This window comes from Streptomyces sp. NPDC004610 (assembly GCF_040609715.1).
GTDB lineage: Bacteria > Actinomycetota > Actinomycetes > Streptomycetales > Streptomycetaceae > Streptomyces.
This window is the reverse complement of record NZ_JBEXLA010000058.1, coordinates 1-26,867: the sequence shown is the minus strand read 5'-3', so window position 1 is coordinate 26,867 and position 26,867 is coordinate 1. Positions and strand designations below refer to the sequence as shown.

Annotated in this window: 15 protein-coding genes and 2 pseudogenes; 6 read left to right on the top strand and 11 right to left on the bottom strand. The window is 71.5% G+C overall.

Going from position 1 to position 26,867, the window contains the following annotated elements; genetic code table 11:
- Positions 1-147: 147 nt before the first annotated feature.
- The 3 genes and pseudogenes from ABZX40_RS39145 (at position 148) to ABZX40_RS39135 (ending at position 6,104) form a co-directional block, all read left to right on the top strand.
- Positions 148-1,032 carry a polyketide synthase gene (locus ABZX40_RS39145; protein WP_355750685.1) on the top strand — a complete coding sequence of 295 codons (885 nt, stop codon included), beginning with the start codon at positions 148-150 and terminating at the stop codon, positions 1,030-1,032.
- Positions 996-1,232: pseudogene (locus ABZX40_RS39140) on the top strand (polyketide synthase); the annotation flags it as partial. The gene ABZX40_RS39145 and the pseudogene ABZX40_RS39140, both read left to right, overlap by 37 nt.
- 24 nt (positions 1,233-1,256) lie before the next feature.
- A complete protein-coding gene (locus ABZX40_RS39135) occupies positions 1,257-6,104 on the top strand; it encodes a type I polyketide synthase (protein WP_355750642.1) in 4,848 nt (1,615 codons plus the stop codon).
- Positions 6,105-7,238: 1,134 nt separating this feature from the next.
- Here ABZX40_RS39135 and ABZX40_RS39130 read toward each other — a convergent pair.
- Entirely contained in the window at positions 7,239-7,973 is a 735-nt protein-coding gene (locus ABZX40_RS39130; RefSeq protein WP_355750640.1) for a hypothetical protein, read from the bottom strand.
- Positions 7,974-8,039: 66 nt separating this feature from the next.
- Between ABZX40_RS39130 and ABZX40_RS39125 the strand changes: the two genes are divergently transcribed.
- Complete coding sequence (locus tag ABZX40_RS39125) at positions 8,040-8,255, top strand: hypothetical protein (protein WP_355750637.1); 216 nt, start codon at positions 8,040-8,042, stop codon at positions 8,253-8,255.
- A gap of 329 nt (positions 8,256-8,584) precedes the next feature.
- On the opposite strand, the gene ABZX40_RS39120 is transcribed toward ABZX40_RS39125, so the two are convergent.
- Positions 8,585-8,755, bottom strand: coding sequence for a hypothetical protein (locus tag ABZX40_RS39120; RefSeq protein WP_355750634.1), 171 nt, complete (start codon positions 8,753-8,755; stop codon positions 8,585-8,587).
- 681 nt (positions 8,756-9,436) lie between these two features.
- Positions 9,437-10,285 carry an alpha/beta hydrolase gene (locus ABZX40_RS39115; protein WP_355750631.1) on the bottom strand — a complete coding sequence of 283 codons (849 nt, stop codon included), beginning with the start codon at positions 10,283-10,285 and terminating at the stop codon, positions 9,437-9,439.
- Between the two features lie 426 nt (positions 10,286-10,711).
- On the opposite strand from ABZX40_RS39115, the gene ABZX40_RS39110 reads away from it, so the two are divergent.
- Positions 10,712-11,104, top strand: coding sequence for a hypothetical protein (locus tag ABZX40_RS39110; protein WP_355750629.1), 393 nt, complete (start codon positions 10,712-10,714; stop codon positions 11,102-11,104).
- A 380-nt stretch (positions 11,105-11,484) separates the two neighbouring features.
- Here the strand turns inward: ABZX40_RS39110 and ABZX40_RS39105 are convergent.
- The 7 genes and pseudogenes from ABZX40_RS39105 to ABZX40_RS39075 form a co-directional block, all read right to left on the bottom strand.
- Positions 11,485-11,863 (bottom strand): annotated as a pseudogene (locus ABZX40_RS39105) (fic family toxin-antitoxin system, toxin component).
- A 344-nt stretch (positions 11,864-12,207) separates the two neighbouring features.
- On the bottom strand, positions 12,208-21,303 hold the full coding sequence (locus tag ABZX40_RS39100) for a hypothetical protein (protein ID WP_355751166.1): 9,096 nt from the start codon (positions 21,301-21,303) through the stop codon (positions 12,208-12,210).
- 439 nt (positions 21,304-21,742) lie between these two features.
- The gene (locus tag ABZX40_RS39095) at positions 21,743-22,369 is read right to left on the bottom strand and encodes a restriction endonuclease (protein WP_355751163.1); all 627 of its coding nucleotides are present in this window, start codon (positions 22,367-22,369) and stop codon (positions 21,743-21,745) included.
- A gap of 98 nt (positions 22,370-22,467) precedes the next feature.
- Positions 22,468-22,677: a hypothetical protein gene (locus ABZX40_RS39090; protein ID WP_355751160.1), complete on the bottom strand. Its 210-nt coding sequence runs from the start codon at positions 22,675-22,677 to the stop codon at positions 22,468-22,470.
- A gap of 183 nt (positions 22,678-22,860) precedes the next feature.
- Positions 22,861-23,070, bottom strand: coding sequence for a hypothetical protein (locus tag ABZX40_RS39085; protein ID WP_355751169.1), 210 nt, complete (start codon positions 23,068-23,070; stop codon positions 22,861-22,863).
- A 336-nt stretch (positions 23,071-23,406) separates the two neighbouring features.
- On the bottom strand, positions 23,407-24,813 hold the full coding sequence (locus tag ABZX40_RS39080) for a beta-propeller fold lactonase family protein (protein ID WP_355751157.1): 1,407 nt from the start codon (positions 24,811-24,813) through the stop codon (positions 23,407-23,409).
- Between the two features lie 526 nt (positions 24,814-25,339).
- Positions 25,340-25,585 (bottom strand): hypothetical protein, encoded by a 246-nt coding sequence (locus ABZX40_RS39075; RefSeq protein WP_355751154.1) that lies wholly within the window; start codon positions 25,583-25,585, stop codon positions 25,340-25,342.
- 278 nt (positions 25,586-25,863) lie between these two features.
- Between ABZX40_RS39075 and ABZX40_RS39070 the strand changes: the two genes are divergently transcribed.
- Positions 25,864-26,142 carry a hypothetical protein gene (locus tag ABZX40_RS39070; RefSeq protein ID WP_355751151.1) on the top strand — a complete coding sequence of 93 codons (279 nt, stop codon included), beginning with the start codon at positions 25,864-25,866 and terminating at the stop codon, positions 26,140-26,142.
- Positions 26,143-26,275: 133 nt separating this feature from the next.
- Here ABZX40_RS39070 and ABZX40_RS39065 read toward each other — a convergent pair whose 3' ends face one another.
- Positions 26,276-26,779, bottom strand: a complete 504-nt coding sequence (locus ABZX40_RS39065; protein ID WP_355751148.1) for a hypothetical protein — start codon at positions 26,777-26,779, stop codon at positions 26,276-26,278.
- Between the last annotated feature and the right edge of the window lie 88 nt (positions 26,780-26,867).

Sequence of the window (26,867 nt, the reverse complement as noted above, 5' to 3'; positions counted from 1 at the left end):
TCACCGGTGATCCAACGTGCAGAGGCTGGGCACCTAAGGGCAATGATCGGCTTCCCCCCGCCATTGGGTTCCGTGCAGTGATCCAAGCTGACCGGCGATTCCAGAAATGCGTTGCGAGACCGACCGGTGGAGGTTGTCTTGAACGGTGTGAGGGAGTCGGCTGGGCACGAGCCGATCGCCATTGTCAGCATGGCCTGCCGGTTCCCCGGGGGTGCCGCATCCCCGGAGAGCCTGTGGCGGCTGGTGGACGAGGGGGCTGATGTCATCTCGCCCTTCCCCCGTGACCGGGGCTGGGACCCCGAGTCACTGTTCGACCCGGATCCCGACTCGGTCGGCACCACGTACGCGCGCTACGGAGGGTTCCTGCACGACGCCGCGGACTTCGACCCGGAACCCTTCGGTATCCCACCGAAGGACGCCGTGGGGATGGACCCGCAGCAGAGGCTGCTGCTGGAGGCGTCCTGGGAGCTTCTGGAACGCGCGGGTGTCGGGCCCCTGTCCCTCCGGGAGAGCGACACCGGTGTCTTCCTGGGCCTGATGTACAACGACTACGGGGCCCGTTTCGTCAACGAGGGTCACCCCCTGGACGTGCAGGTCAGCCTGGGGTCGTCGGCGAGTGTGGCATCCGGGCGGATCTCCTACGTGCTGGGGCTTCGCGGCCCCTGCGTGACGGTGGACACCGCATGCTCCTCGTCGCTCGCCGCGATCCACTGGGCGATGCAGTCGCTGCGGGCCGGTGAGTGCCCGCTGGCCATCGTGGGCGGTGCGACGGTGATGTCGACCCCCAGGCCCTTCGTCACGTTCAGCAGAATGCGTGTCCTGGCCCCGGACGGCCGCTGCAAGGCGTACTCCGGCGCCGCGGACGGCACTTCCTGGGGTGAGGGAGTGGGCCTGCTGCTCCTGGAACGGCTGTCCGACGCCCGGCGCAACCACCACCGTGTACTGGGCGTGATCCGGGGAAGCGCCGTCGCCTCGGACGGCGCGTCCCACGGCGCATCACCGCGCCGAGCGGTCCCGCCCAGGAGCAGCTGATCCGCCACGCGCTGGCGAGCGCGGGACTGTCCCCCCGGGACGTCGATGTCGTCGAAGGGCATGGAACGGGCACCCCCCTGGGCGATCCGATCGAAGTCCGGGCGCTGCTCGCCACCTATGGAGCGGACCGGCCCGCCCCGCTGCTCCTGGGCTCGCTCAAGTCCAACATCGGCCACTCCCAGGCGGCATCGGGTGTCGCGGGCATCATCAAGATGGTGCAGGCCATGCACCACGGCAAGGTCCCCCGCACCCTGCACGTCGACCAGCCGTCACCCCACGTGGACTGGGACAGCGGCGCGGTACGGCTGGCAGTGCGCGAACAGGCCTGGCCTGCGTCGGACCATCCCCGCCGGGCCGGGGTGTCGTCCTTCGGTATCGGCGGCACCATCGCCCACGTCATCCTGGAGGAGGCACCCCCGCAGGAGCGTGAGCCCGCCACCACCCGCACCGCGCCGGCCGTGCCCTGGCTGCTCTCCGGAGCCGGCGAGGACGCGTTGCGCGCCCAGGCCGCCGCGCTCGGCGCACTCGCTCCGCAGCCCGGCACCGATGTGTCGCGCACCTTGGCCGTGGGCCGGTCCGCGCTGCGCCATCGTGCCGCCGTCCCGGCCGGTGACAGGGAAGCACTGGCCGCGCTCGCGGGCGGCGAACGGCACCCGGCGGTACGCACCGGCCTGAGCGGGGAGCACCGGCTGGCGGTGCTCTTCACCGGCCAGGGCTCGCAGCGACCGGGCATGGGCTCCCGGCTCAGCGATGCCTTCACCGCCTTCGGCGACGCGTTCACCGAGGTCTGCGACATCCTCGACCAGCATCTGGAGCGCCCGCTGCGCGAGGTGATATCCGGTTGCCCCGATCTGCTGAACCGCACCGACTTCGCGCAGGCCGGTGTGTTCGCCCATGAGGTGGCGTCGTACCGGCTGCTGGAGTCGTGGGGTGTCCGGCCGGACTATCTGGCCGGTCATTCGGTCGGCGAGCTGACGGCGGCCCATGTGGCCGGGGTCCTCGACCTTCCCGACGCCGCGGCTCTGGTGAGCGCACGGGGCAGGCTGATGAGCGCGCTGCCGGCCGGTGGCGCGATGCTGGCGGTGGAGGCCACGGAGGAGGAGGCGGCCGACGCCCTGAGAGACCGGCCCGGGGTGATCGCGCTGGCGGCCGTCAACGGCCCGCGGTCGGTGGTCCTCTCCGGGGAGGAGGAGGCGGTGACGGCGGTGGCCGCGATGTTCGAGGCATCGGGGCGCAGGACGAGCCGGCTGCGTACCAGCCACGCCTTCCACTCGCCGCTGATCGAGCCGATGCTCGCCGACTTCCGCGCGGCGATCCGGGACACGGTCTTCCGCCTCCCGCGCATCCCCCTCGTCTCGACCGTGACCGGACGCCTCGCCGACGCCGACGAACTGGCCCGGCCGGAGTACTGGGTGAGTCAGGCGCGTCTGCCGGTGCGCTTCGCCGACGCGGTGCGTGCCCTGGACGCCGCCGGTGTCACCGCCTACCTGGAGGCGGGGCCCAGCAGCGCGCTGGCCCCCCTGGTAGAGGAGAGCGTGGCCCAGAGCGGCCGTACGGACCCCGAGGCGGCCCCCGTGGTGGCGGCCCTCAGCGGGAAGCGGACCGATGAGACCACCGCCGCGCTGGACGCGCTGTCCCACCTGCATGTGCACGGCGTCCCGGTGGACTGGGACGCGGTCTTCGACGGCAGCGGCATCCGGCGGGCCGAACTGCCGACCTACCCGTTCCAGAGGAAGCGATTCTGGCTGGACAGGCAGGCGTCGCCCGCCGTGGACCCCGGCAGGCTCGGACATCCGCTGCTGAACCACGCCGGACCGGTACCCGGCAGCGACCGGGTGCTGTGCTGGGGCACGCTGTCGCTGGAGCGTCAGCCATGGCTCCGCGATCACATCATCGGGGGCCAGGTGGTCGTGTCGGCCACCACGCTCGTCGAACTCGCCACCCGGGCGGGCGCCGAGGCGGGGTGCCCGGACGTCGAGGAACTCGTGGTCCACACCCCACTGGTCCTGGTGCCGTCCGGGGAGGTATTGGTCCAGGTCATGGTGGGCGAACCCGACGAGGAAGGCCGACGCGGCGTCGAGGTGCACGCCTGCCGGACACAGGACGGGGTCCGGCAGACGTGGTCCCAGCACGCCACCGGCACGATGGTGCCGCACAGCGCGCCCTCCGAGGATGCCGCGCTCCCTGCCCAGTGGCCCCCGCACGACGCCGAGCCGGTGGACGTGGACAGCGGATACGCCGAGCTCGCCGACAAGGGAATGGAGTACGGCCCCGCCTTCAGGAACGTACGCGCGGCGTGGCGGCGCGGCGGCGAGGTGTTCGCCGAGGTCGCCCTCGGGCCGGAGTGGTCCTCCGACGCCCCGGAGTTCGGGCTGCACCCCGCGCTCTTCGACGCCGCCCTGCACGCGCTCCCGATCGCCCGGCCTGCGCAGGCCGCCGACGATGCCGGGGTCCGCGTGCCGTTCGCCTGCAACGGCATACGGCTGTCCACCGAAGGCGTGAGCCGGGTCCGGGCACGGCTGTGGCGCACCGACGGCGGCGACATCCGTGCCGGCCTCTACGACTCCCAGGGCACTCTGGTGGCACAGGCGGGGTCCGTGGTCACCAGGGTGACCGAGCCGGGCGGCGCCGCGGGCACCGGCACTTCGGCGGCGACGCTCTACACCATGGACTGGGCGGACGCCGATTCCGGCGGCGCCACAGCCGCCGCGCCCGCGCTCGACACGGTGGTGCGGTGCCGGACGGCCAACGATGACAGCGATCCCGTCACCGCCGTCCACGCCGGAACACTGGAGGTGCTCGGCGTGCTCCAGAAATGGGCCGCCGAACAAGCGCACACCGGCGGCCGTCTGGTGCTGGTGACCCAGTTGGCGACGGTCGCGGACCCCGACCTGGCCGCCGCCGCGGTCTGGGGACTCGCCCTGGCCGCGCAGGCGGAACACCCCGACCGCGTGGTGCTGATCGATCTCGACGGCAGCCCCGAGTCCGAACGGGCACTGACGACCGCGATGGCCTCGGGCGAACCGCAGTCGGCCGTGCGCCACGGCAGAGTTCTCGTGCCCAGGCTCACCCCGCAGCCCGGCGGTCCCCGCGGCACCCTCGACACGAACGGTACGGTGCTCATCACCGGCGGCACCGGCTCGCTGGGCACCCTTCTCGCCCGCCATCTGGCCACCGCGCACGGCGCCAGGAACCTGCTGCTGGTGAGCCGCAACGCGATGACCGACGACCGGCTCGCCGCGCTCCGCGCCGCCCTCCCCGACGGCGTACAGGTCCGCGTCGCCGCCTGCGATGTCACCGACGGGCCCGCGCTGACCCGCCTCGCCGATGCGGCGGAACCACCCCTGAGCGCCGTGGTCCACGCTGCCGGGGTGCTCGACGACTGTGTACTGGAGGCCCAGACGCCCGAGAGGATGGCCACGGTGCTCCGCCCGAAGGCCGACGCGGCCTGGCACCTGCACGAGTGGACACAGCGGGCGGGCATCAACGACCTCGTGCTGTTCTCGTCCATCTCCGGCCAGATGGGCATCGCGGGCCAGGCCAACTACGCCGCCGCCAACTCCTTCCTGGACGCCCTGGCCCGACACCGCGCCGCCCGGGGTCTGCCGGCACTGTCCTTGGCCTGGGGGCCCTGGGGCCACGGTGGGGGAATGGCCGCGGGACTGAAGATGGGCCCGCTCGCACCGCTGTCGGCCGAAGACGGCCTCGACCTGTTCGACACCGCTCTCGGCACCGGAGCCGCGGTCCTGGCGCCGATCGAGATAGACCGCAGGGAACTCAATCGCAGCCGGACGCCGGTCCCGGCCGTGCTCCGCGGCATGGTACGGGCGGCCCGCCCCGCGGCGAGGACCACCGGCGGCCGGCCGACCGGCCCCACGGTGCAGCGGGCCCGCCTGACCCAGCTGACACCACAGGAACTCCGGGTGGAAATGACGAACCTGATCCGGACGGAGACGGCCGAGATCCTCGGCTACACCGACCCGGCCGCGATGCCCTCCGGGCGGACCTTCGCCGAGCTCGGATTCGACTCACTGTCAGGCGTCACACTGCGCAACCGGCTCAGCGCGGCCACCGGTCTGCGGCTGTCGCCGTCCCTGGCGCTCGATCTGCGCACCGAGGAGCGGCTGCAGGGACACCTGCTGGAACTGCTCACCCAGTCCCGGGCGGACGAGAACGCTGCCCCCGCGGCGACCGTGCCGGGCGCGCGGCGGTTCGCCACCTTCTACCGCGAGGTGTGCGCGTCAGGTGACGTAGCCGCGGCGATGGACCTGGTGATGGCCGCATCCCGGGCCCTTCCGACGTTCGGAGTGAAGGACGGCCGCGCCCACGCCGTGGCCCCGACCCGGATGGCAAACGGGCCCGACGGACCGGCGCTGGTGTGCTTCCCCAGCTTCTTTCCACCGGCCGGGATCGGCAGCTACGGCAGATTCGCCCCCTGTTTCGAAGGCGAACGCGATGTCTTCGAAATCCAGTACCCGGGCCTGACCCAGGGCGACCACGTGCCGCAGGACTGGGAGACGCTCATCAGTCTGCACGCGGAAACCGTCCGGACCCACTTCGCCGACCGGCCGGTCGCGATACTCGGGTACTCCGTCGGCGGTTGTACGGCCCAGGCCGTCACGAGCAGGCTGGTCGACCTGGGTCACCCTCCCGCCGCACTGGTCCTCGGCGACTCCTACCAGGTCACCGAGGAAGCCCGCACCCGCCGGTGGCTGCTGGGCCTGCCGCCGAACCGGGTGGCGCGAGCCGGCGACCGGTTCGAGGAACTGGTCGGCGACACACCCCTGGCCGCCATGGGCGCCTACAACCGGATGCTGGCCGAATCCTGGCGGCCCGCCGAACCGGTTCCGGTCCCCACCTTGCTCGTACGGGCGACGGAGCCACTGCCCGACATGCTGAACGGTGACCCGGACAGGGACTGGAGGCCCATGTGGCCACAACCCCACGACACGATCGACGTCCCGGGGCATCACGAGGACCTGACACATGACCAGGTACATGCCTTCGCCGACGCGGTCCGTGGCTGGATCACGGAGAAGTACCGCATGCCGCAACACGAGACCCCTCAGTGAGTGACCTTGCGGCTCCCGCAGGTCGCCAAGTTGTGGCAGAGACCCGATCACACTGGTGAGCATCCGGAGTACCGCGAGTACGCCCGCTGCGGACCACTCCGACTCGCCTGCCTCATCATCTGCTCGCGATGACTTCGAGCCTCATTCTGAATGATCAGTCAAGGGTGTGCTCCTGGGTCAGCACCGCCGCCCGGGATGGAACCGCGGGCGCACTCGGGTGTCGCGGCGACGGCGCTCGTGACGCTGGTGGAGCAGGACGCGCGATGCCTCCGCCGGTCCGCTCCGGCCTCGTTCGCATCGAGCACCGGGTGTCACACCTCGACGGAGATTCCCCCTTGAGGAGATCGTCCCGACGATCTCCTCAAGGGTGGCTGCGGCGCGGAGCAGGGAACGGCCGAAGTGTTCGCCGGGGACCCAGTCCTCCTGGAGACGAGGGCGTTCGGGCGCAACGCGAAAGGCTCCCGCGACGAAGCGGCGGGCAGTTCCTCCGAACGCGGTTACCTCGCGTTGCCACATATGGGGGGTTACTGACGATTCCACGGTTGGCTGCGCTGGCGTCGGGTCCGCCGGGCAAAAGTCCCACATAGAGGAAGCCGGCCCACTCGCTCCCCCTGCCGTTCATACCCAGAATTCCAGGAGTGGCGGACCAGGAAACGAACGCGGACCCGCTCAGTCCCAGCAGGCTGACCACGTGCTCCCAGAGATCCATGACATGGGGGATTCGCGGTGTCATTCCCATAGTGAAGACCCGCCAGGGTTCGCGTCGGTCCACGCGCCACAGCGGTTGCCCGCGCCGGTGGGGCCGGTGGGGCCAGTGGCTCAACGCTCTCAGCGGTCAAAGTCCTCGGGCCTGACCGGAATGTCCCGTGCTGCGGTCCGGCGCCAGATTCATCGGCGGGCAGCGCCGACAACTGGAAGAAGGCCCGTGGCAGCCACAGGTCCCTTCCCTCCATGAGGGAGATCCGCGGGCCGCTGTCCGAGCGGTCAAGGTACGTGTATGCCGCCAGCGTCGTTCCCAGGTTGACGGCGCTGCTTGACGTGGGAGGTCCGGGGAGATGCTTGACAGTTCAGTCCTGGGACTTACTTGACGGTGTCCCGCATGATCCTGGACGGTTCCAGGTGAGGGTTGACGGGTCAGCGCGCGTCTGCGCGGTAGCGGGTCACAGGGTCGCCTTTGCGGGGGTGGGCGGAGATCTCGACCTCGCGGTCGAGTACACGGAAGCAGGTCTCCTCGATGACCACGGTGATGGTCTTGCCGGCGTGCGCGACGCCGGGACGGAGTCCCTGCCGTGCGACGAAGGTGCCGTCGGCTCCGACGCGCCGAATGGCCCGCCGTGGCTGGGACGGGGGCGGCGGCAGCGGTGTCGTGGCGCCCCGGGCGCCGGTGAGTTTGGCGCGTCGCTGGTGCGGGATCGGGGCGGGCAGGGTCTTGACCAGGAGTCCGGCGTGGATGCCGTACATCATGCTGCCGTCGAACCGCAGGATGACGCGTTTGCCGATGAGTTCGGAGCCGAGGTCGACGGGGGTCTGCCCGAGCGAGACCATCCCGTCCTTGGACGCCTTGCGCTCGACCTCGACCACCGTTGCGGGCGCCAGGGGTTTGTCCGCGCTGATGCCTCCCCTTGGCTCGGGCCCGCCGGTCCGGCCGCCCCCCATGATCAGCCACTGAAGGCCGGCGTCGGTGAAGGCCATCGAGCGGGTGCGTATGAGCTGTCCGTCGAGCAGGACGTGGACGGTGCGGTGGCTGACCCAGACCGTAACAGTCCGGCCGACCAGGGTCGGGCTGAACTTCAGGCTCTGTCCCTGCGGCAGCGTCATGTGCCGGCCGGGGCTGATCACCGCCTCAAACTCCACCACCCGGATTCGCATGAGCCAGCCACCGTCGAGGTGCAACGACTGGCCGGTGGTGAACGATGCGGCCAAGCCTGGTCACAGGTGCTAATACTCAACGCCCTCGCCGCCGGACGCCTCACCCCCCTCACCCCCGACGAGGAGACCGCCCTCGCCACCCTCGACGTCCGTGGTCTCCAGTCGCCGCCGGGTGCCGACCCGCCGACCGTCGACGACCAGCTCGAACCCGTCGGCAACAGCAGACCCGGGTCGAGGACGCCTGGGTCGCCGGGATGTCGGCGTTCTTGCGCTCGATGGTGACGGCCGCGTCGGCGACAACCCGGAGCAGGGTGACAGGAACCTCGTGGCCATGGCGGTCAAGGAGGGCGACCGCGCGACTACCGAGCCCTGCGGCAGCGACTGCTGGGCCCTGCCGCAGGGCGGACACCGCCCGTGCGGCGCAGTCGGCCCGCCGAGCGTGAAGGTGAAGCGGCTGGTGACCAGCAGGCGGCTTTCAGTCCTGGACGGGTCGAACGCGGAGATCACATCGGCTGACGGCGCCGGGGGGCCTTCCTGGACACCACATCTGCAGGGTGCCCTTGCGAGCGGCCTCTCGCCGAGCCGATCGACCGTGGGAGGCGGAACCGTCGTCAGTCCGGGAAGGCGTCAGCCGTCTTTTCGCCGGACCGGTGCTCCTCCCGAGCAATCACCCGTTCAGAGCGCAGTCCCATCGTCATCCCGTCCCCGTCCTGCTGCGCGGCCGCGAGTCCCCCGCGCACCGCCTTGATCGCCTTGGACAGTTCGGTGGGCTCCAGATCCATGTTTCCCCCTTGATCGCTTCTGCCCGGAGAGTCGGCCCGCCGGGCGGCGCCCAGCAGCGGAAGCACACGATCGGCCGCTGCGGCGGATCTACGAGTCCGCCGGTCTAGAACGCCGCTGACGGAGCCGACCTGTTCGACGGCCGCGGTGCTGTGCAAACCACCCCTGCGGCGCGCTGGTCATCCCCGAGATCCTGCGCACCGGTGCCGGTAGGAGGCCGTGATGACCGAGACCCTGAACACCACCGGCAGCAAGCAGGACCGCAGGGCTGGACTGTCCCCTCGGGGGGCATCGGCGGGCCAGACAGCCCGTTGTGCTGTACCCGTCGGTGCAGTGCCCGGCTACCAGTGCTGGAGCGGGCAACGAATCCGGTGCATGGGTGAGGAGAGCCAGGCGAAACGTCATTCCCAAATGTGGGGCTGACCGGTGCGGTCAGCCCGAAGCAGGTCCTTGCTGCCGAGGCGGTACATCGCGCAGGCACGCTCCTCCGGATGCTGTCGCAACCGTGCCAGTATCCAGGCGGTGTCGGCGTCCATGCCCGGCCTCAACTCTGCCGCCAGGCGCCTGGTTGAACCATCCGGTGCGCAAGCCGCAGCCGAAGCAGTTCTCCGTACGGTCGTGACGTCGGCCTCCAGGACCTGGTGAGGGTCCTGGAGGCCGACGTCTTTTTCAGTGCGGTGCGGTTATCGGGTGGCGCGGTCGGCGTCCTTGATGAGGTTGACGGTGCTGCCCGGCTGGCTGATGAAGGGGACGTGGGAGGCACCCTGGGCCTCGACGACCTTCTCGAATCCGGCGCGCTCGTACTCCCAGCGCTGGAGGGCGGGGGGGATGGCCTTGTCGTTGGTGGCGACGAGGCCGTAGGAGGGGATGGTGTGCCAGGCCGCGGTGCGGGTGGGCTCCTCGAAGCCGGCGGCGGTGAAGGGGCGCTGGGCGGCGGCCATGAGGGCGGCGTCCGACCTGGACACATCGGCGGCGAAGACCGGGCGGAACTTGTCGGGCTTGAGGTAGAGGTCGGTGCCGCCCGTGCCGTCAGCGAGGGTGTAGGGGACGGGGTTGATGGCGTCGTTGATCTCGCTACCGGGGAACTTGCCCAGCAGTTCTCCCTGCAACTCCCCCTGGTCGGGGACGAACGCGGCGATGTAGACGAGGGCCTTGACGTTGGGGTTGTCCGCGGCGGCGTTGGTGATGACGGTGCCGCCGTAGGAGTGGCCGACCAGGACGATCGGGCCCTCGATCGACTTCAGGACGCTGTTGATGTAGGCGGAGTCGTTCGCGACGCCGCGCAGGGGGTTGGCGGGGGCGACGACGGGATATCCGTCGCGCTGGAGGCGCTTGGTGACCGCGTTCCAGCCGGAGCCGTCGGCCCAGGCGCCGTGGACGAGGACGACGGTCGGCTTGGCGCCGGAGGCGGGCCCGGCGTGGTCGGTGATCGCGGCGGAGGCGGCCGGGGTGAGGAGCGCGGCGGAGGCGAGAGCGGTCGCGGCGGCCAGGGCGAGCCGGGTGCGGCGGGCGAAGCGGCGGGTGGTGTCCATGGCGGGCTCCTTGGCGAGTTGGCGGGTCCGGATCGGGCTGGGGCCCGGAAGTCTTGGGTTTCGGTGGCCTCTCGGCTTCCCGATGAGAAGAGTGAAGCACGCAATTCAATTGCGCGCAACTAAACGATGGGCGGTGTGTTCTGGCTGCTCTGCCGGCAGAGCACTCGCCGCCCGTCACCCGCTCCCCCGCCCGCCACCACAACGGGTACGACTCCCCCTCCCACGGGTGATCCGACGCATGATCACACCACCCGGCAACCCGGACGGCCGCGCCGCATGACCCCTACGTAATCGGCTCCATTTATCCCAGAGTGATACAGAAGTCACGTCAGTTTTGCCCAGAATTGACCTCTTCGGCTGGCCTCGCGTGCCCGTACCGTCCGTGAGGACGCCGGATGGACCGGCGCACAGAAGACCGGGGGAAGCATGCACATTCGTTCACGTGCCATCAGAGCGCTGACAACCGCCGCTCTGGTAGCCGGTGGGCTGACCGCCGCAACCGCAGCGTCGGTCACCACGGCGTCTGCCGCAACGACCTGCTACGGCGGTTCGGTGGCGATAACCCTGCCGCCGAACGGGTACAGCGGCACATACACCACGAGTTCCCGCTGCAACGACATCAACCTGCGGATCGACTCTGGCGGTGGCCAGTGGGTTGCCGTCTGCTGGGCCAGGTACAACACCTGCCAGGATCACTGGACCTGGGTTGCCGAGGACGTCGGCTACAAAGTCGTGGCGGACACGGTGCTGGACGGGACGGCGTTCTACTTCGTGACAACCGGAGGTGGTGGAACGAGGTACGGACGCGCCGCCTACTGATCACTGAACTCACGGCGGAGGTCCGCAGCTGGTGTGCCAGCTGCGGACCTCCGCTCGCCAAGTCGGCCACTCACTTGCCGAGTGAAGCGCTCGATCACACCACACCGGGGCTCTGGGGATGGGGGCGTAGTTCTGCATCATGGGCAGCATCATCGCCGCTGGCACTGACAACGGCACTCGGGCTGTCAGTGCGCTGGGCGCACCGGCCCGCGGTACCGCGGCGTCCCGGAAGCCGTCGTCGGCCGAGTCCGGCCCGCCGCTACGGGGGATGAGCAGCGGGCCGGACATGCCAAGCATCCCCTGCCCCAGCCGGAACGAACCGGTCGCCGGGAACGTCACGTCAAGCGGGCCACCCGCGACGAACGGTCAAGGGGTGGGTGTCAGGTGGTGGTGGGCCAGGTCCGCAGGAGGGCTGCGATCCTGCCGGCGGTGCAGTCCGGGTCGAGGAGCAGGTCCTTCAGCGCGATGGCGTCCTCGCGGGCGGGTTTGGCGGGGATCCCGGCGGCTTCGGGGTGCATGACGCCGGTGGCGGCGGCCACGGCGAGGTTGGAGCGGTCCAGCCAGCGGCACGGGCCCAGGGTGTGGACCAGTTCGGCGGCTCTGGCGTAGGGGCTGTCGTAGACGGGCTGTCCGAACAGGTCGGCGCGGGCGGCGGGCGACCGCCGCGAGGGGAACGCCGTAGTCGTCGGGTGCCGGATCCCCCGCTCCCGCCGCCTAGGCGACCTGGAGGATCCAGGCGACATCGATGTGCAGGTCCATCAGGCGGCGTGTGTTCCGCGGGGCTGCTGGTGTTCCTGTTCGGCGTCGTCGAAGACGGCCTGGTGCTCGGCTGCGAGCGGCAGCCTCCACCAGGCCGCAGGCGGCCGGACGCTCCAGCCGCGCCCACACCAGGTCCACCGGGGCCAGGACGGCCCGCGGATCCTCCGGCAAGAGAGGCACCCTCCCCCGCTGCTGCCTGCCCTGACCCTCGCCGCCCGCGAGGCCTGCGGACGGGGCTGCGCTGCGCTTGTCCGGCGGCATCGCCTGATACAGGCGAGCCGTCTCAGCGCGCGGCGGGCACGAAAAGTGGAACAAGCGAGCTAAACGCCCTCTGAAGAACAAGCTCAGTCGGAATGCTCGGGGTCGCGTTGTTGCGTGATGATCTCCGCGATGCCCGGGGCGGTGCGGGCGCCCCTGAGGAGGGCGCCCCTCAGCTCCGCCGGTGTGGCGATCTGGCGGCCCATCCGGATCAGCAGCAGGTTGGCCCCGATCAGCAGCGCGGGATCGAGATGAGTGCGGGGGGTCAGGCCAGCGGCCCGGCGGTACTCGTCGGCCGTGACGGGCTCCTCTCCGGAGTCGGTGAAACGGGCGTTCAGGCTGCGCTGGACCGCCACCGTGGAGATCACCGCTTCGGTGAAGGCATCCAGATCGAGGGCGCGGGTGAGCACGGAGTCGAGGGCGAGTTCCAGTTCCCCGTCGGCCGGCGGGGGCAGGCTGTCGGCGGCCAGGGCGTCGGACGCGGCCAGCCGGATGGCTGTCGCGGTGTCCTGAGCCGTGCCGGCGATCAGGTCCCGGGCCGGTGCGCCGCCGGGCTGGAGGGCGTCCCAGGTGAGCTGTTCGCCCGCGGTGTGTACCAGGCCGGGCTGGACGGTGCCGGGGGCGCCGGTGATGCCCAGTTCGTGCAGGAGTCCGGGAACGACATGGCGCAGTGCCAGAACGGCGACAGGGGTCCGGCGGACGTGGTGCTGGAGGGTGCTGCCGAGCCGGGTGGCGTCGGGCAGGACGTCCCCGGGCAGGGCCGTGTCCGGGGCCGCCGTCGGGCCCAGGGTCTCCTCCTCGGCCCGCGTGAGGGGTGGTTCGCCGTGCAGGGCGAGCGCCTGGTCCAGCGTCGCGTCCGTGAGCACCACCTGGAGCGACCCGGAGACCATGGTCGTCTCTTCCAGCAGGTAGACGGAGTCCCCGTACTGTCCGGACCTGAAGTGCGCCGAGGTGCCGTCCGCACCGACGCGGGTCACGTAGAACACCTGCCCCATGACCCGGGCCGCCATGTCGTAGGTGTGCGGTTCGGGTGGTGCGACACCGTCCCAGCCGCTCCCGTGCAGGGCGTTCGTCATCTCCTGGGCGGGTGAGGGGACGTCTCGCCGGGAGGACGGGACGGGCGCGGGGGTCGCGCCTGGGACGGCCTGCCCGTGGGGACCGGCGGGGGCACCCGGCGGCAGTGGCTGCCCGGGGTGCAGAGCCGCCCAGACCCGCTCCCGCAGCGACTCGTCCGCCATCCACCACGCCACACGTTCATCGGTACGCGCGGTGTCGACGAACCCGGTCAGGCGCTCGAACCCCGGCTGCCCCAGCCACCCGTGGTACTCGGCGAGGAGCGCGAGCACGGCCGCGTAGATCTCGATGTCCGTGCCGTTCAGCGGGTTGGTGTTCTGCTGCCAGCGGCGGACGGTGCCCGGCAGCAGATCCGGCCGGATCAGGCCGGGGAAGTCCTCGACCCCCTCGCGCAGCCGAGCACGGTCCGCCGGATCGGGCAGCGGCACCGCCCTGCGGGCCTGGTCGGTGTGCGCGGCGGCCTGGGTGACCCGTCGGCGGAAGTCGGCGTCGTCCATCAGGAACCGCACCCGGTGGTCGTTCCGGGCCTCGGCGTGGAACGCTGCGAGGGCCGGCTGGTCGAGCAGGTTCCGGTGCTTGGCGAGGATCGCGAGGACCGCCGCGTACGGGACGGAGAATCTCTGGGCCGGCTGCACGCCGCGCTCCCAACTGCTGATCGCCATCCCCCACCCCGCCATGCCGATGAAGGAGGCCATGGTGCGCCGGTTGATGCCGCCGCGCAGCGCCCAGCGGTCGTAGGGTCCGGGGAGCGGCGGAACACGATGGTCGGCGGCGTCGGCGGCGTCGAGGACCCGCGTCCGGAACTCCTGATCGTTCATCAGCCGACTGAACCGGACATCGGCTTCCGCCTCCGCCAGAAACGTTCGGTAGGGCTCCGTGTCCTCGCGACCCCGTCTTCTCACGAGGACTGCGAGTATCGCCGTGTACTCCGCGTAGCGTTCGCCTCGCATCGTCTTCACCTTGCCCCTCTCATACGACTGCACGACCCCTTTCTTCGGCTTCAATGTGAAGATCAGTCCGAGTTCGGCCAGGGTCATGGTGCCGCGCAGAGCCCTGCGTTCGTCCTGGCCGAGACGGGTCAGGGGGATGACGCCGCGGTCGATCGCCCGGCTGGGCCGGGGCCTGTTCCCGGTGGAGGCACGCTGGGTGGACGAAGGGTACGGCGCCGCGGGGGCGGCCGACTGCCGGCGGCGTGATCGCCGACCACTCGTGGAGGTCTGGACACCGGGAGGCCGGACGGCGGGGGCTTGCGCGACGGGGGCCGGGACGACGGGGGGCGGGGTGTGCTCCGTGGCCAGCCAGTGGGCCGCTCCGGTGTGTGCGTCCGGCAGGTGGGCGAGCCAGAGGGAACGTTCGGGGGCGGCCGGGTGGGTGGTGTCCGGGGCGGGCGCCACCAGGTGGTGGATGCCGCTGCCGGTGATGCCGGGGCGGAGGTAGTCGATCCGCAGGCCGTACATCCGGGCGGCCACCGCGGGCAGGATGTGGTCCAGCCCGAACACGGTGTGGTCAGCGGCGCCGATGGCCTCGATCACGGCCCGCCGCCCCTCGGGGGCGAGCGGCCCGCCGTCCGGCTGGATGAGGTTCGCGATGTCGTCCCAGACGGTGGAGACCAACTCGTAGTACGGCTCCTCCCGGCGAAGGAACTCGGTGAACCGGGCACGCATGGCCGTCGGCTCGTCCAGCCCGGTGATGCCGGCCGGAGTGGCGGTACGGGCCAGGGCGTGGAAGAAGCTGTCAGGGCCTCTTCCGGACTCCAGGAGCCGCAGCCCACGCCTGTGCGCGTCGGCGGCCAGTTCCGCACGGAAGGCGTCGGGGGCACCGGGGTTCCCGGTGCCGAGGGAACCGCTCCGCTCTGCCGGGGCGTTCAGCGGAGGACGGGAAGGAGGGTCATCGGCGCCGGTCCCGGGAACGTCGTCCGGGCGCGGCGAGGCGGACGAGCTCGGGCTGCCTGGGCGGACGGCGTTCAGCAGTGCCTGTATCGGACCGCGGAGTTCTCCCATCCGGGCTCTCACGGCCGGGTGGGCGAGGGACAGCAGAAGGTACTGGGCGTCGTCGGCCCGAGGCCTCGTGGACAGGCGGTGCTCGGCGACCACGGCCATCGCTGCGGCGTACGACACGGCGTGCTTGCTCGACGGATCGCGCATGTCCCCGGTGTCCTCCCAGGAAGCGAGGCTGCGGTGCGTCGCCCCCATGGCCGCGGTGAACTTTCGTCCGCTGATGCGACCGCGCAGCCGTACGCGCTGACGGACGCTGTGGGGCAGGGCCGGACGGGAGAGAAGGCCGGTGCCACGGATCTCGTCCAGGCGGTTTCTCAGGGCGCCGCGGCCGATCACCCGGTCGAGAAGGTCCACGTCCTCGTCCCGGGGGTCGGTACGCACGACGTATTCGTTGAGCTGGTTCAGCGTCGCCACGTACTCCGCCTGGCTCTGTCCCCCTCGCCCGGGTTCGGCCCTCGGCCCGTCGGCGGTGGTGCCGTCCTGATCCTGGGCCATGCCCTCGTCGAAATCAGCGAACTCATAGAGATCAGCGAGATCGTCGAAATCGGCGTGGTCGCTGGAACTGGCAGGACGGTCGTCGAGATCCATGAAGTCCATGAATCCGGTGGAGGCGTAGAGATCCCGGGGACCAGCGGAACCGTCGGGATTCAGGGAGCCGGCCGGGTACACGGCGTTGCCGGGGACCGCCGGGCCGCTCCCCGCCCGGCGGGTGTCCCTGCCGGTGTTCCCACCAGTGTCTGTTTCGGCGTCGCTGCCGCTGTCGCTGTCGGGGAGGAAGAGGGGGTCGAGGACGGGGGACGGCGGGCCGGACCGGGTCTCGGCCGGTCCGCCGCCCGCCCGGGGACGGTCGCCCTGGTCATCGCGGAGGCGCGGGCTGTCCCGACGTTGCGACGGGTGGCCGGCGGATACGGCCCACGGACCGTGCAGGCCACTGAGGGTGACGGTACCGGTGTCGATGGTGGCGACCCAGTGACCGTAGAGATAGGGCACTTGGAGCTGGCCCAGCCGGACCAGCGGACCGCTGACCCCGTGCACCGACCGGTACACACCCCCGGGACTGGCACTGATGACCCCGATCCGCACCCCGTAGAAGTGGGCCGCGAGTTCGGGAGTGATGTCGCCCACCTCGTTGTCCCACAGCCGCGGGGTGCGGAGCCTGAGGACGAAGTCCGCACGTTCGGCGTGGGTGAGGACCGGGTGTGCGCGGTTGAGGACGGCGTCGATGTCAGGGCCGAGACTGCCGGTCGTGTCCAACCGCGCCTGGAGGCTCGCACCGAGCTGCGCGCGCATCGTGTCCGGTGTGAGGTGGAGTCCTGCGGTCCAGCTCAGGGCTGAGAAGAAGCAGTCGCCCTCGCCTCCGAGATCCAGGATCTCCAGTCCGTCCTCAGCCGCCGCCTGCCGCAGGCCTGCCTGGACCAGGGCGAAAGGATCGACGGCATAGGGGAGGCCCGTGCCGCCGGTCCCTCCGGTCCGTGGAACCGCGGGACCCGCCGCGGGGACCGCGAGGGGACCCGGCACCTCCGGCGGCCGGATGAGGGGGAGAACCTCGGAGTCCGGGTCGTCCTGCGGATCGGGGGGCGCCACGGGCGGGGTGCGGGACGTGCCGTCCGGGGTGCCCCGCACGACCCCGCGGCCGAAGAGCCGGGCGTGCACGTCGTCGCCGCGCTCCACCATCGCCTCACCCACCTCAGGGTGCCGGACCACCTCCTCGTACCACTCACCCTCGGAGGTGTCGGCGAAGAGGTACACCCCACGGAACTCCATGATCAAGGCCAGCACGGCCACATACGCCACCCGCTGCGGGCCCTGCGGCTCAGTGGCGAGGTTCCCCCAGTTCCCCACCGTCTGCCGATGGACCCTCAGGACGTCGGCCAACTGCTTCTGGGTGAAGCGGCCCAGGATGTTGTTCCGCTGATCGGTCGACGGCAGCCGGGGAGGATCGAGCGGCGGAGGCGGAGTGGGTGAGGCCGGCCTGACCGGCACCGGCGGACCGACCGCACCCATCTCGGAGAAGCGCGTGCGGACGTCGTCGCGGAACGCGGTCATGGCGAGCTCCACGGCCGGATGGGCGGTGGCCACGTCGTACCAGGTCCGTTCGGGGGTGCCGGCGTAGTGCTCCAGCCCGCGGAACTCCATCATCAGCGCCGACAGCGCCGCGAAGTCCACACGGTGCTGGCCCCGGGGTATGCGCGTGTTCCTTTCCCACTCCGAGTAGTCGTCGATGTCCACATTCATGAGGTCGGCCAGCACCTGGCGGGGAACGCTGCGGATGACGATGCGGCGGTCGAGCGGCGGGAGGAACACGACGGCGGCGTGCAGGGCCGGGCGCAGCCGGTCCATCCGCCGGGCCACGCCGGGGTGGGTGATCACCGTGTCGTACCAGGCCCGCTCGCTCGTACCGTCATAGAGGTGCAGGCCGCGGCCCTCCATGATCAGGGCCAGTGCCGCTACGTAGGCCACCCGCTTGGCACCGCGCGGCGGACCGGGCGGCTTCGCCCATCTGATCAGCGTGAACTTGTGGATGTCGAGGAAGTCGGCGAGTGCCTGCGCGGTGACGTCGCCCAGTATGTTGTCCCGCTGGGTCTTGGCCGGAGGGGGCGGGTCGGCGGCGGACGGCTGCCCGGAGCCCTCTCCGGTGGCGCCGAAGGTGTGGGTGCGAGGTGGGTCGGTGAGGGCGTCGGCCAGGCTCCGGCCGGGCGCGGACCACAGCACACCGGGCAGTACCCGGCCGCTCCCGTCGACCACGATGGCGCGGGTGTTGGCCAGGACCATGTCGGAGGGGGTCGTGCGGATCTGCCGGTCGGGTGTCGCGGCCTGGAGTTCAATCCAGCGCGCTCCGCTGTCGGTGCCGTCGACCTGGTGGACCGCGTAGGCGTGGCCGATGTCGTGGGTCCCCCTGGTGAGGATCAGCGCGGTCGAGCCCTCGCCCGCCCGGTTCAGGGCGTCGAGGACCGTGTCCCAGTCGTCGAGGCGGGCCCAGCCGGGACCGGTGGCCAGTTGCTGGTCCGTACGGCCGGTGCCCACCACGATGTCGTCCACGGCGCGGGCGGGCCGTATTCCGCTGACCGTCTGCCCGCGATCCGGGGGACGCACTGCGTCGGCGGCGTCCCCGAGGTACATCTCCCTCGTGAACCGCGCCAGCAGGACGGCACAGTCCCTGGGGCGCGTCGGTGCGTCCGCCGGGGCCGTGTCCGCACGCCATTGCACGACCCTGCGCACGGCCTCCGCCAGTGCCTTCTCGCGCGTCGAGGGCACCGGGTGAGGGGTCGTATGAGGGGCCGCGTGCGCGTCGTCGGCCGGACGGCCGTCTGTACGGCCGGTCGGCGAGTCATCGGCGGACAGCACCCGGAAGGCGCCCTCCGCCGTCCGGACCGGGTCCCGGCCGCGGCCGGGACCGTTGAGGCGTGACGGCACCTTCTCGTCCTCGGACACGGTCCGGGCGGGGGAGTGCGCTGTGACGGCCTGCGGAGCGGTGTGCGGATCGCCGAGCTGGTTCAGTACGTCGGCCAAGCCGAGAACACGCCGGGTCGCGGCGGGGATGTGCGACGGATGGGTGTCGCCCCGGACGTTCTCACCGAGACCGGCGGGGTGTGCGCCGATGAGGGCGGCGTAGCGGCGCAGGCTCTCGGCCACGAGACGGATGTCGCCCGACCGCTGGGCGTGGCGGACGGCGTCGGCGGCGGTCTGCCAGTGGGGGTGCGGCACACCGTAGGGGACGGGCTTGCCCTGACCGGCGGCGATGTGGGCGTGCACCGCGGCTTGCTGCCGGTCGAGGACATGAGCCCTGATGCCGTCCAGGGAGACACGGATGCGTTCCTCGGTGCCGCGCCCGTCGCCGGACGCCACGGTGGTGGCGGCCTCGCGGGTGAGCCGGGAGATCTCGCTGTCGGACATTCCCGCCGAGCGGGCCAGTGCCTCCAACCGCCGTACCGTCTGCCGCACCTCGTCGACCGGCTGGGCGGGTACGGCGCGTACCGCCGTGGTGTCCGCGCCGGGCGCAAGCGTGGTGAAGAGGCGGTCGGCACTGCTCGGGCGGACCCCTGACGGCAGGCTGCTGTTCAGCGGCTGGCGTACGCCTTCTCCCTCGGGGACGGGGGCAGGGGGGAGACTCGGAGCGGGCGAGGGCGTGGGCGTAGGGACCGGGACCGGCGTCGGAGAGGCGGCCAACGGACCGATGACCGTCAGGGGACCGACAGCGGTCGTGGGACCGGTGACGGTCGTGGGTCCGATGACGGGCACCGTCGCGGCAGGGGCATCCGTCTCCGGACCCTCGGCAACCGGAATGCCGACGGTCACCACACCGGTCGACGTGAGGGGCATGACCGGCATGACCGGGACGGTCGGCGTCATCGCTACGTCGGACGGGTCGCTGCCGTTCAGCGTGTCGTCCGTGGCCGGTGTGCCGAACGGGCCGTTGCCGATACCGGTGCCCGGCAACGGGGCGTGGAGGCGGGTCGCGCTGTCGCCACCCGGGAAGGCCGGGGCCGGGGCCGGGGTTGGGCCGGCCACCGGGGCTGAGGCCGCGGCCGTGACCTCACGGGGCGAGTCGTTGTCGTCGCCGGTGCTGGTCGTGGAGGTACGACCGGGACCCTCTGCCGCCGGGTTCTTGACCACGTCCAGGGCCGTGTCCAGGTTCAGCCCGCCGCCCAGAGCCACGTCCGGCAGTCTGACCTTGGCGGCGAGCCGCTCCGCCCCCATGTTGAGGCCCTCGGCGAAACGTTCACTGAACGCCGAGGTCAGGAATCCGGTCCCGCTGACACTTACCTTCTGCTGCGTGATCCCGTTGTAGACCACCTCCGCACCGACACCGGTCACCCCGTCGCCGATCCCCTGGACGGTGAACCCCAGGAACGCCCCGCCCCACCCCCGTGGACCGAACCAGTGCGCCACCCGCTCGGACATGACCCGCACCGCATCGTCCCCCAGTGCGGTGACCGGCAGTCGCCCGTCCCGCAGCACCGACCTCAGCGCGTCCCCCATTCCGTCGTGGTCCAGGTTCCGGAGGAACGCGCCCGCCCAGTTCTCGCCCAGCTCCCGTGCGGGACCGTCCCCAGCCAGGTCATCAGCGAACCGGCGCGCGAAGACATCCCCCATCCCCTCGGTGAAGGACCGGGCCGCGGCGCCCGGGTCACCGGCCCGCGACAACCGCTCCACCACCCCGGACACCTGACCGGAGAAGCCCCGCGCGAACTCCCTGTCCGCCCCTCTGCCGCCCGTGCCGCCGCCGGTGGCGGTGAGGGTCTTCCCGGTGAAACCGTCGGGGTCCTGACCGGGCCGGGGCCGCGGTACGGGCTTCGGCCCCGGGGGCCCGTCCCCGCGAGCGTCGGCCCCGTCCCCGCCGCCCTTGGCCGCGGGCCCGCCCCGATGGCTGGCCAGCGCCCTGTCCAACTCGCCGAACAGACGGTCCCCGGCCCCGTGCGCCGTACGCTTCGTCAGGTTCTGCGCCAGCCAGGACGCGGCGAACTGGACGGGCACCGCCACGAACCCGGCCACCGACCCGAACGCGACGGCCTGCACCAGATAGCTCTTTCCGTGAGCCGAATGCTTTCCCTGCCGGGCCAGGGTCCACTGCGCGAGGCGGTCCATGGCCACCGCCAGCCCGACCTGGAGCACCTGCTGCTCCGCGATCGCGAGGAGCACCCTGAACCACAGGCTGGAGAGGATCTTGCCGTAGTGGTTCCGCAGGAACGCCTGCCGCATCAGTGCCTGGGCCGGGTTGAAGAGCGCCATCACGAACGTCGCCGCGAACTCCACCAGGAACATGCCCAACTGGAACACGATCATGAGGTTCAGATACTCGACCTGGTAGGCCGACTCCTCCATGGCGTCGCCCAGTTGCCGGGCCGCGTCCCGCAGCCCCGCCAGCACGGCTTGGCCGTCCGGCTGCGCCAGGGTCATCATCGCCTCGTAGTACGCCTCGCTGAACGTGCCGTTCGACTCACCCGCCACCGACTGTACGACCCGCACCAGCAGCTCCTGGACCTCGGTGAGCCGCTGCTCCAGCTCACGCTGCGGCACCACCAGATGGGCACGCATCAGCTCCGGGTCGGCATCGGGCATCTGCTGCCCGGTCAACACCAGAAAGAGGCCGTTCAGGGCATCGGAGGCCATGCAGGTGTTCCATTGTTCGTCCGTGGCATGTCTGAGCTGCCGCCACGTTAGGAAGGTGCCGACGGCAGTGGGTCCCGAATGCCGGGCCGTCGAATGTTCGGGTATCCGACCTGTCTGAACGGGCAAGGGCTGGTGTCGGCGCCGCCCGTCGATCGTCCTCGCCATCGGTGCCCCCTACCCCTCGTGATCACTGGCGGGTACGCCGTTACAGCCCCACGGCCTGGTCGACCACTGCTCCCAGGACCTCTGCCATCACTGGCCCACTCCCCGGACCTGCTTCCCACGCGGGCGCCGGTAAGGGCGGGCTCACCGGCCGGCCTCGGTGACGCCACTCGCGAGTTCCCCCATGATGTTGGGGAACACCAGAGGTGGAACAGCCCGTAGTGGGCGCGGTACGGAACACCCCCGCTGCGCGGGGCGGATGTGGGCGGGGTCGGTGTCAGGAGGAGGCTGTGGGTTTGCGGGGTGGGGGTACGGCCCGGAGCAGTTCCCACAGGGGGCGTGAGCCGGAGGCCCACACGGCGAGGGTGTGGCGGTCGACGACGTGGAGGCGCTGCTGCTGGGCGAAGGTGACGGCGGGCATGGTGACGCGGCCGTTGGTCACGATGACGGCGATGTCGGCGCCGTGGACCGGGCGGGCGGTGCCGTTGAGGACCTGGAGATCGGGGGTGCCCACGGCAGAGCCGGCCAGTCCGTCGCGGCGGTGTTTGCACTGGATGACCCAGCGCCGTCCGTAGGGGTCGGTGGCTTTCACGTCGGCGCCGAGGTCGCCGCCGCCCCCGACGCGGACCGCGTCCTGGCAGCCGTCACGGCGCATCAGGTCGCGGATCGCGTCCTCGAAACGGGAGTGGTGCAGGGCGTCCAACTGGGACAGCCCGTACCGCAGGCCCTGCGTGCGGACCGCTTCCCACCGCGCCCGCTGCCGCTGCCGGTGGAGCCGGCCGGCACCGGCCGGCACGGCGAGCACGCCGACGGCCAACAGGATCCACCAGTGGGCCAGCAGCCAGTTGACGACCGACACCACCAGGGCGACGCCCAGGACCGTGCCCACCAGCACACCGGCCAACCGGTCATCCGCACGCGCCCGCCGGCCCGGCCCACGGGTACGCCTCCGCGCCGGTGGGCGCCTCGATGCCGCCCCTCTCCTCTTGCGTGCACGGGGGCTCACCGGCCGGCCTGCGTGACGCCGCTCGCGAGCTGCCCCAGGACGCCCAGGATCCCCTGGCCGACCGGGGTCGGAGCGATCAGAACACCCAGCGCCAGGACGATGACGGCGGTGGTCCTCTCCTCGCTGCGGCTGCGGGCCTGCGTACGGCGCCGCAGCCGGAAGAAGACGATGATCGCGAACAGCACGGCCACGTTGATCGTCAGCAACCGTCCACACTCCCCGAGTCCGACCAGCACAGACCGGGACAGCAGCACACCGTCCCGGGCCTTCTTGTCTAGCGGGGCATGATTGCTGCCGGAGGCGGGTTGCGAACGAATGGCACAAAACCGTCTTATCTGGCTGGATACCGCGCGGCGGGCGTGGATGCCGTGCCACGCCTGCAGGGTTCGTCAGAACGCGATGAGCCGGACCACCGTGACGGTGAGGACGGTGCCGGAGACGACGTACCGGACGATCGCCGTGGCTACGGTCACCTCGCGTCGGTCGCGGTCCGCGCCCACCGGGGTGGAACCGTGTCCGTAGGGGTCCCGGGCGACCGGGCCCGCAGACGCGCTGCGGTCGCGGCGGCCGTGGCCGCGGGCGCGGGAGCGCCGTCGCAGGGCGCGCGGACATGGGCGATGAGCATCTCCAGGGCCCTGCCGCCCATGGCCCGCATCCCGTCCTCGCCCAGCAGCAGGGACTCCGGCGCCGGACGGCGGGCGTGCGGGATGGCCTGGGGCCCCCGCCGTGGCAGCTCCAGCATCCTCACGGTCCTCTCCGTCGGCCCCCGCGAGCATTCCCCGGGGGGAAGAGGGAGTACGTCCGGCACACGGCCGCGCCGCGCCCGTCGACACCGGGCGTACCCCGCTGGGGTCCGCCCCTGGGCCGTTCCTCCCGAGTCCGGGGAGGAACGGCCGGTGATGGGCCGGTGCCCGGCCCTGTCGGGGCGGGGCGGGTCAGGTGCAGTTGATGAGGCGTGCGGTGGTGGCGGTGCAGGTGCGGGACGTGTTGTCGATGGCGGGGTTGGGGTCGGTGGGGGCGCTGGTGGTGCGGGTGGCGGTGGCGGTGTAGGGGGTGCCGAGGCTGAGGACGGCGACGGGCACGGTGACCTGGCGGGTGGTGCTGGCGCCGGGGGCGAGGGCGGTGGTGGTGCAGGTGGCCTTGCCGGCGGTGAGGGCGCAGTCGGAGTTGGTCGCTCCGGTGGGAGTGGTCAGGTCCAGGGTGACGGTGGCGGAGGCGAGGCTGTGGGGTCCGTGGTTGGTGAGGGTCACGGTGTAGTCGATGCGGCCGTCGAGCAGGCCGGGGCGGGGGGTGGCGGTCAGTTCCACGCCGAGGTCGGCGGTGGGGCGCTGGGCGATCGCGATGTCGACGGGGGTGGTGCCCACGGGGATGCCGGTGGTGGTGTGGGTGGCGGTGTCGATCACGGAGACGGTGGCCGAGTTGCCGTTGGCGGTGTAGACATGGCCGCCGTCCGGGGTGACGGCCACCCCCCGGGGAGTGTTTCCGGAGGCGGTGGTCGCGGTCACGGTGTTCGTCGCGGTGTCGATCGTGGCGACGGTGGCGCCCTGGCCCCGGGAGACGTACACGCGCGCACCGTCCGGGGACGCGGCGACGCCGTACGGGCCGTCGGTGAGGGGGACATTGGCGGACACGGCGTTGGTGGCCGTGTCGATCACCACGACGGAGTTGGAGTAGGGGCGGGTGACATAGGCGCGGCTGCCGTCGGGGGTGACGGCGACGCCCTGGGGGAACCCGCCGACGTTGATGGTGGCGGTCACGGTGTTCGTCGCGGTGTCGATCACCGATACCGAGCGGGCGTTGTAGTTGGTGACGTAGGCGCGGCTGCCGTCCCGGGAGACAGCCACTTCCTGCGGGGCGCTGCCGACGGTGATGGCGGCGGTCACGGTACCGGCCGCGGTGTCGATCACCGTCAGCCGCTGGAGGGCGCTGTTGACGACATAGGCGCGGGCTCCGTCGGGCGAGACGGCGATGCCGTTGGCGCCGCTGCCGACGGGGATGGTCGCGGTGACCGCTCCCGTCGCGGTGTCGGTCACGGTGACGGAGCCGGCATCGCCGTTGCTCACGTAGAGGCGGCCTCCGTCCGGGGAGGCGGCCACGCTTTTGGGGCCGTCGCCGACGGGGAGCGTGGCGGTGACGGTTTCGGTGGCGGTGTCGATCACGGAGACGGTGTCGTCGCTGTAGTTCGTCACGTAGGCGAGCGGCGCCGCGGCCGGGGCGGAGTGCGCGGTCGGTACCGCGGCGGTCACCGAGGCCATGGCCAGGCAGAAGGAGCCGGCAGTCGCGAGGAGTCGGCGGCCGGGCCGCCTCCCGGGCCGCCCGGTGGCGGGGATGGGCAGGCGCATACGGGGTGTTCCTTTCACAGGAGGCTCTGGCTCGAGAGCACGTGGATTGGGTGGCTGGCCAGCGGAGCACGTGGTGATCCGGCGTAGCTGGGGCAGCCGGTCGTACGCGGGGGCAAGTGGTCCATGGGGCGGAGGCCGCGGCATGGGGCAGACCGGGCCCGCCCGTCTCCGGGTGCCGAGGACCGTGATGCAGCGCGCCAGGAGTACTGATGGGGTAGCCACCTCGCTCGGATCGGTCATGCGCAGAAGGACCTGATGCTCGCTGGCGGCGACGATGCCCTCGTGCGGACCGTCGTCCTGCCCGCGTCTCGCCAGTCCTGTGCGGCCAGGGCGGCGTGGGACCGCCAGGGGGGCGCGGCCCGCCCGGTGACCCGTTCTCCGTGAACACGGGTTGGTGAGACAGCCCGCCCATGCGGCCCTTCGGTGACGTGCCACTTGCACGCCCTCCACACCGGTACGACCCCGGGTGACAACTGTGCTGTCTTCCCTCACCGCCGCGGCCGTGGCTATGACCCGCGCACCTGCATCAGGAGGCGGCGGTCCCGGCGGGATCGGGGTAGGCGTCGGCCATGGGGGAGGTGCCGGTGGTGAGGAAGTCGTGGATCGCGGCCAGGTAGGTGTCGCGGTCGACGGTGCCTCTGCCGCGGACGTCGAGTGCGGTGAAGGCGGCGGCTGCGCCGCCGGCGGTGTTCCCGGTGGCGCCCGGTGCAAGACTGCTACGACCCCTACCCCCAGTAGTAGGGCCGCGTCTACCCGGTCTGTCGGTCAGCACGGCCAAGGAGCACGACCGAGGAAGCGCGCGCCTCCTCGGTCGTGGCGCAGCGGCTCTCGATGCGCCACGACCCACTTCAGGATGGAAAAGGCCGGCTGCAGCCCGGATGGTTCGGTATCCCGACACCATCGGTCACAGCGCGGCGTGAGGCCGACCGCCGCCGGGGCAGACGTGCTCCGGGCCGGGCTGCTCGCGGCACACCCGAAACCGCAGTGCCCCTCCTTCTCTCATGCATCGAGGCGAAGCGCGCTTTCAACGACCGGGTGGGCGCTGCGGCGGTGATCGAAACGCTCGCCTGGGCCATCCACGCGGTGGACGGCCACGAAACCGCGGCCCGTCTCCTCGGCGCGGCGGAGGCCATTCGCCCCATCGGCTCGATCGGCCTCTTCGGTATGCAGCGACTTGTCCGCGACAGGTCGCTGCACGCCGAGACCATTCGTACGGCGCTCGGCACCGACCGCTTCACCAGCGCCCGCGAGGAAGGCGTGTCGCTCACCCCTGCGACGGCGATCGGCTACGCGCTCGAACAGGGCCGCGCGGGCTCGGGAGGTGCCTGATGAGCCGCGCGATGGATGACATCACCGTCTTGGGGGACCGTTGGAGTCCTCTCCATAACGATGACGCACTCCCTATGCCGGCCCCAGGGCGGGGCGCGTAGGGGTCCAGCCAAGGTGAGCCCAAAAGCCCCGGCTACGCACCGGGTGCGGTGGTGCTCATCCGGCGGATGAGCGTGGAGTTGGTGCCGGGCTGGTGGCTGAGGGCGAGGCTGTGGCGGGGCAGCGTGCGCAGACGACGCAGTAGCTGATGGTCGGGGGCATACAGCGGACCGGGGCTCGTGCTGGTGGTGAGGGCGTGAGTGACGGCGGGGTGCTGGGTGGGATGAGGTGGCGGACGGTGGGGGTCCAGCCGAGGGCGTTGAGGAGGCCGAGGTCGATGGTGGTGGCGGAGGGCCAGAGCAGGAGGCCGGGGTGCCGTCGGGGTGGGGGCGGGCGTAGTGGCAGTCGGTGGCCGGGAGGGCAGCTCCGTGGGTGGCGTCCATCCGTCGTTGGTGAGTTGGGCGGCCAGGAGATGGCGGGTGAAGCGGGTGGTGGCGACCGCGAGGTGGCAGGGGTGCCGGTGTCCGGGGTGGCCGGGTCCGGTGTGGGTGATTTCCAGGTGCTGGTGGGTGGGGGTGTAGCGGTAGGTGAGTGTCAACGGACTTCTTGAACTCCCCGGTGGCGGACACGATCAGTCGCCCGCTGGCGGACACTAAATCTCCCCGCGGACAGGGAAACTCCCCACT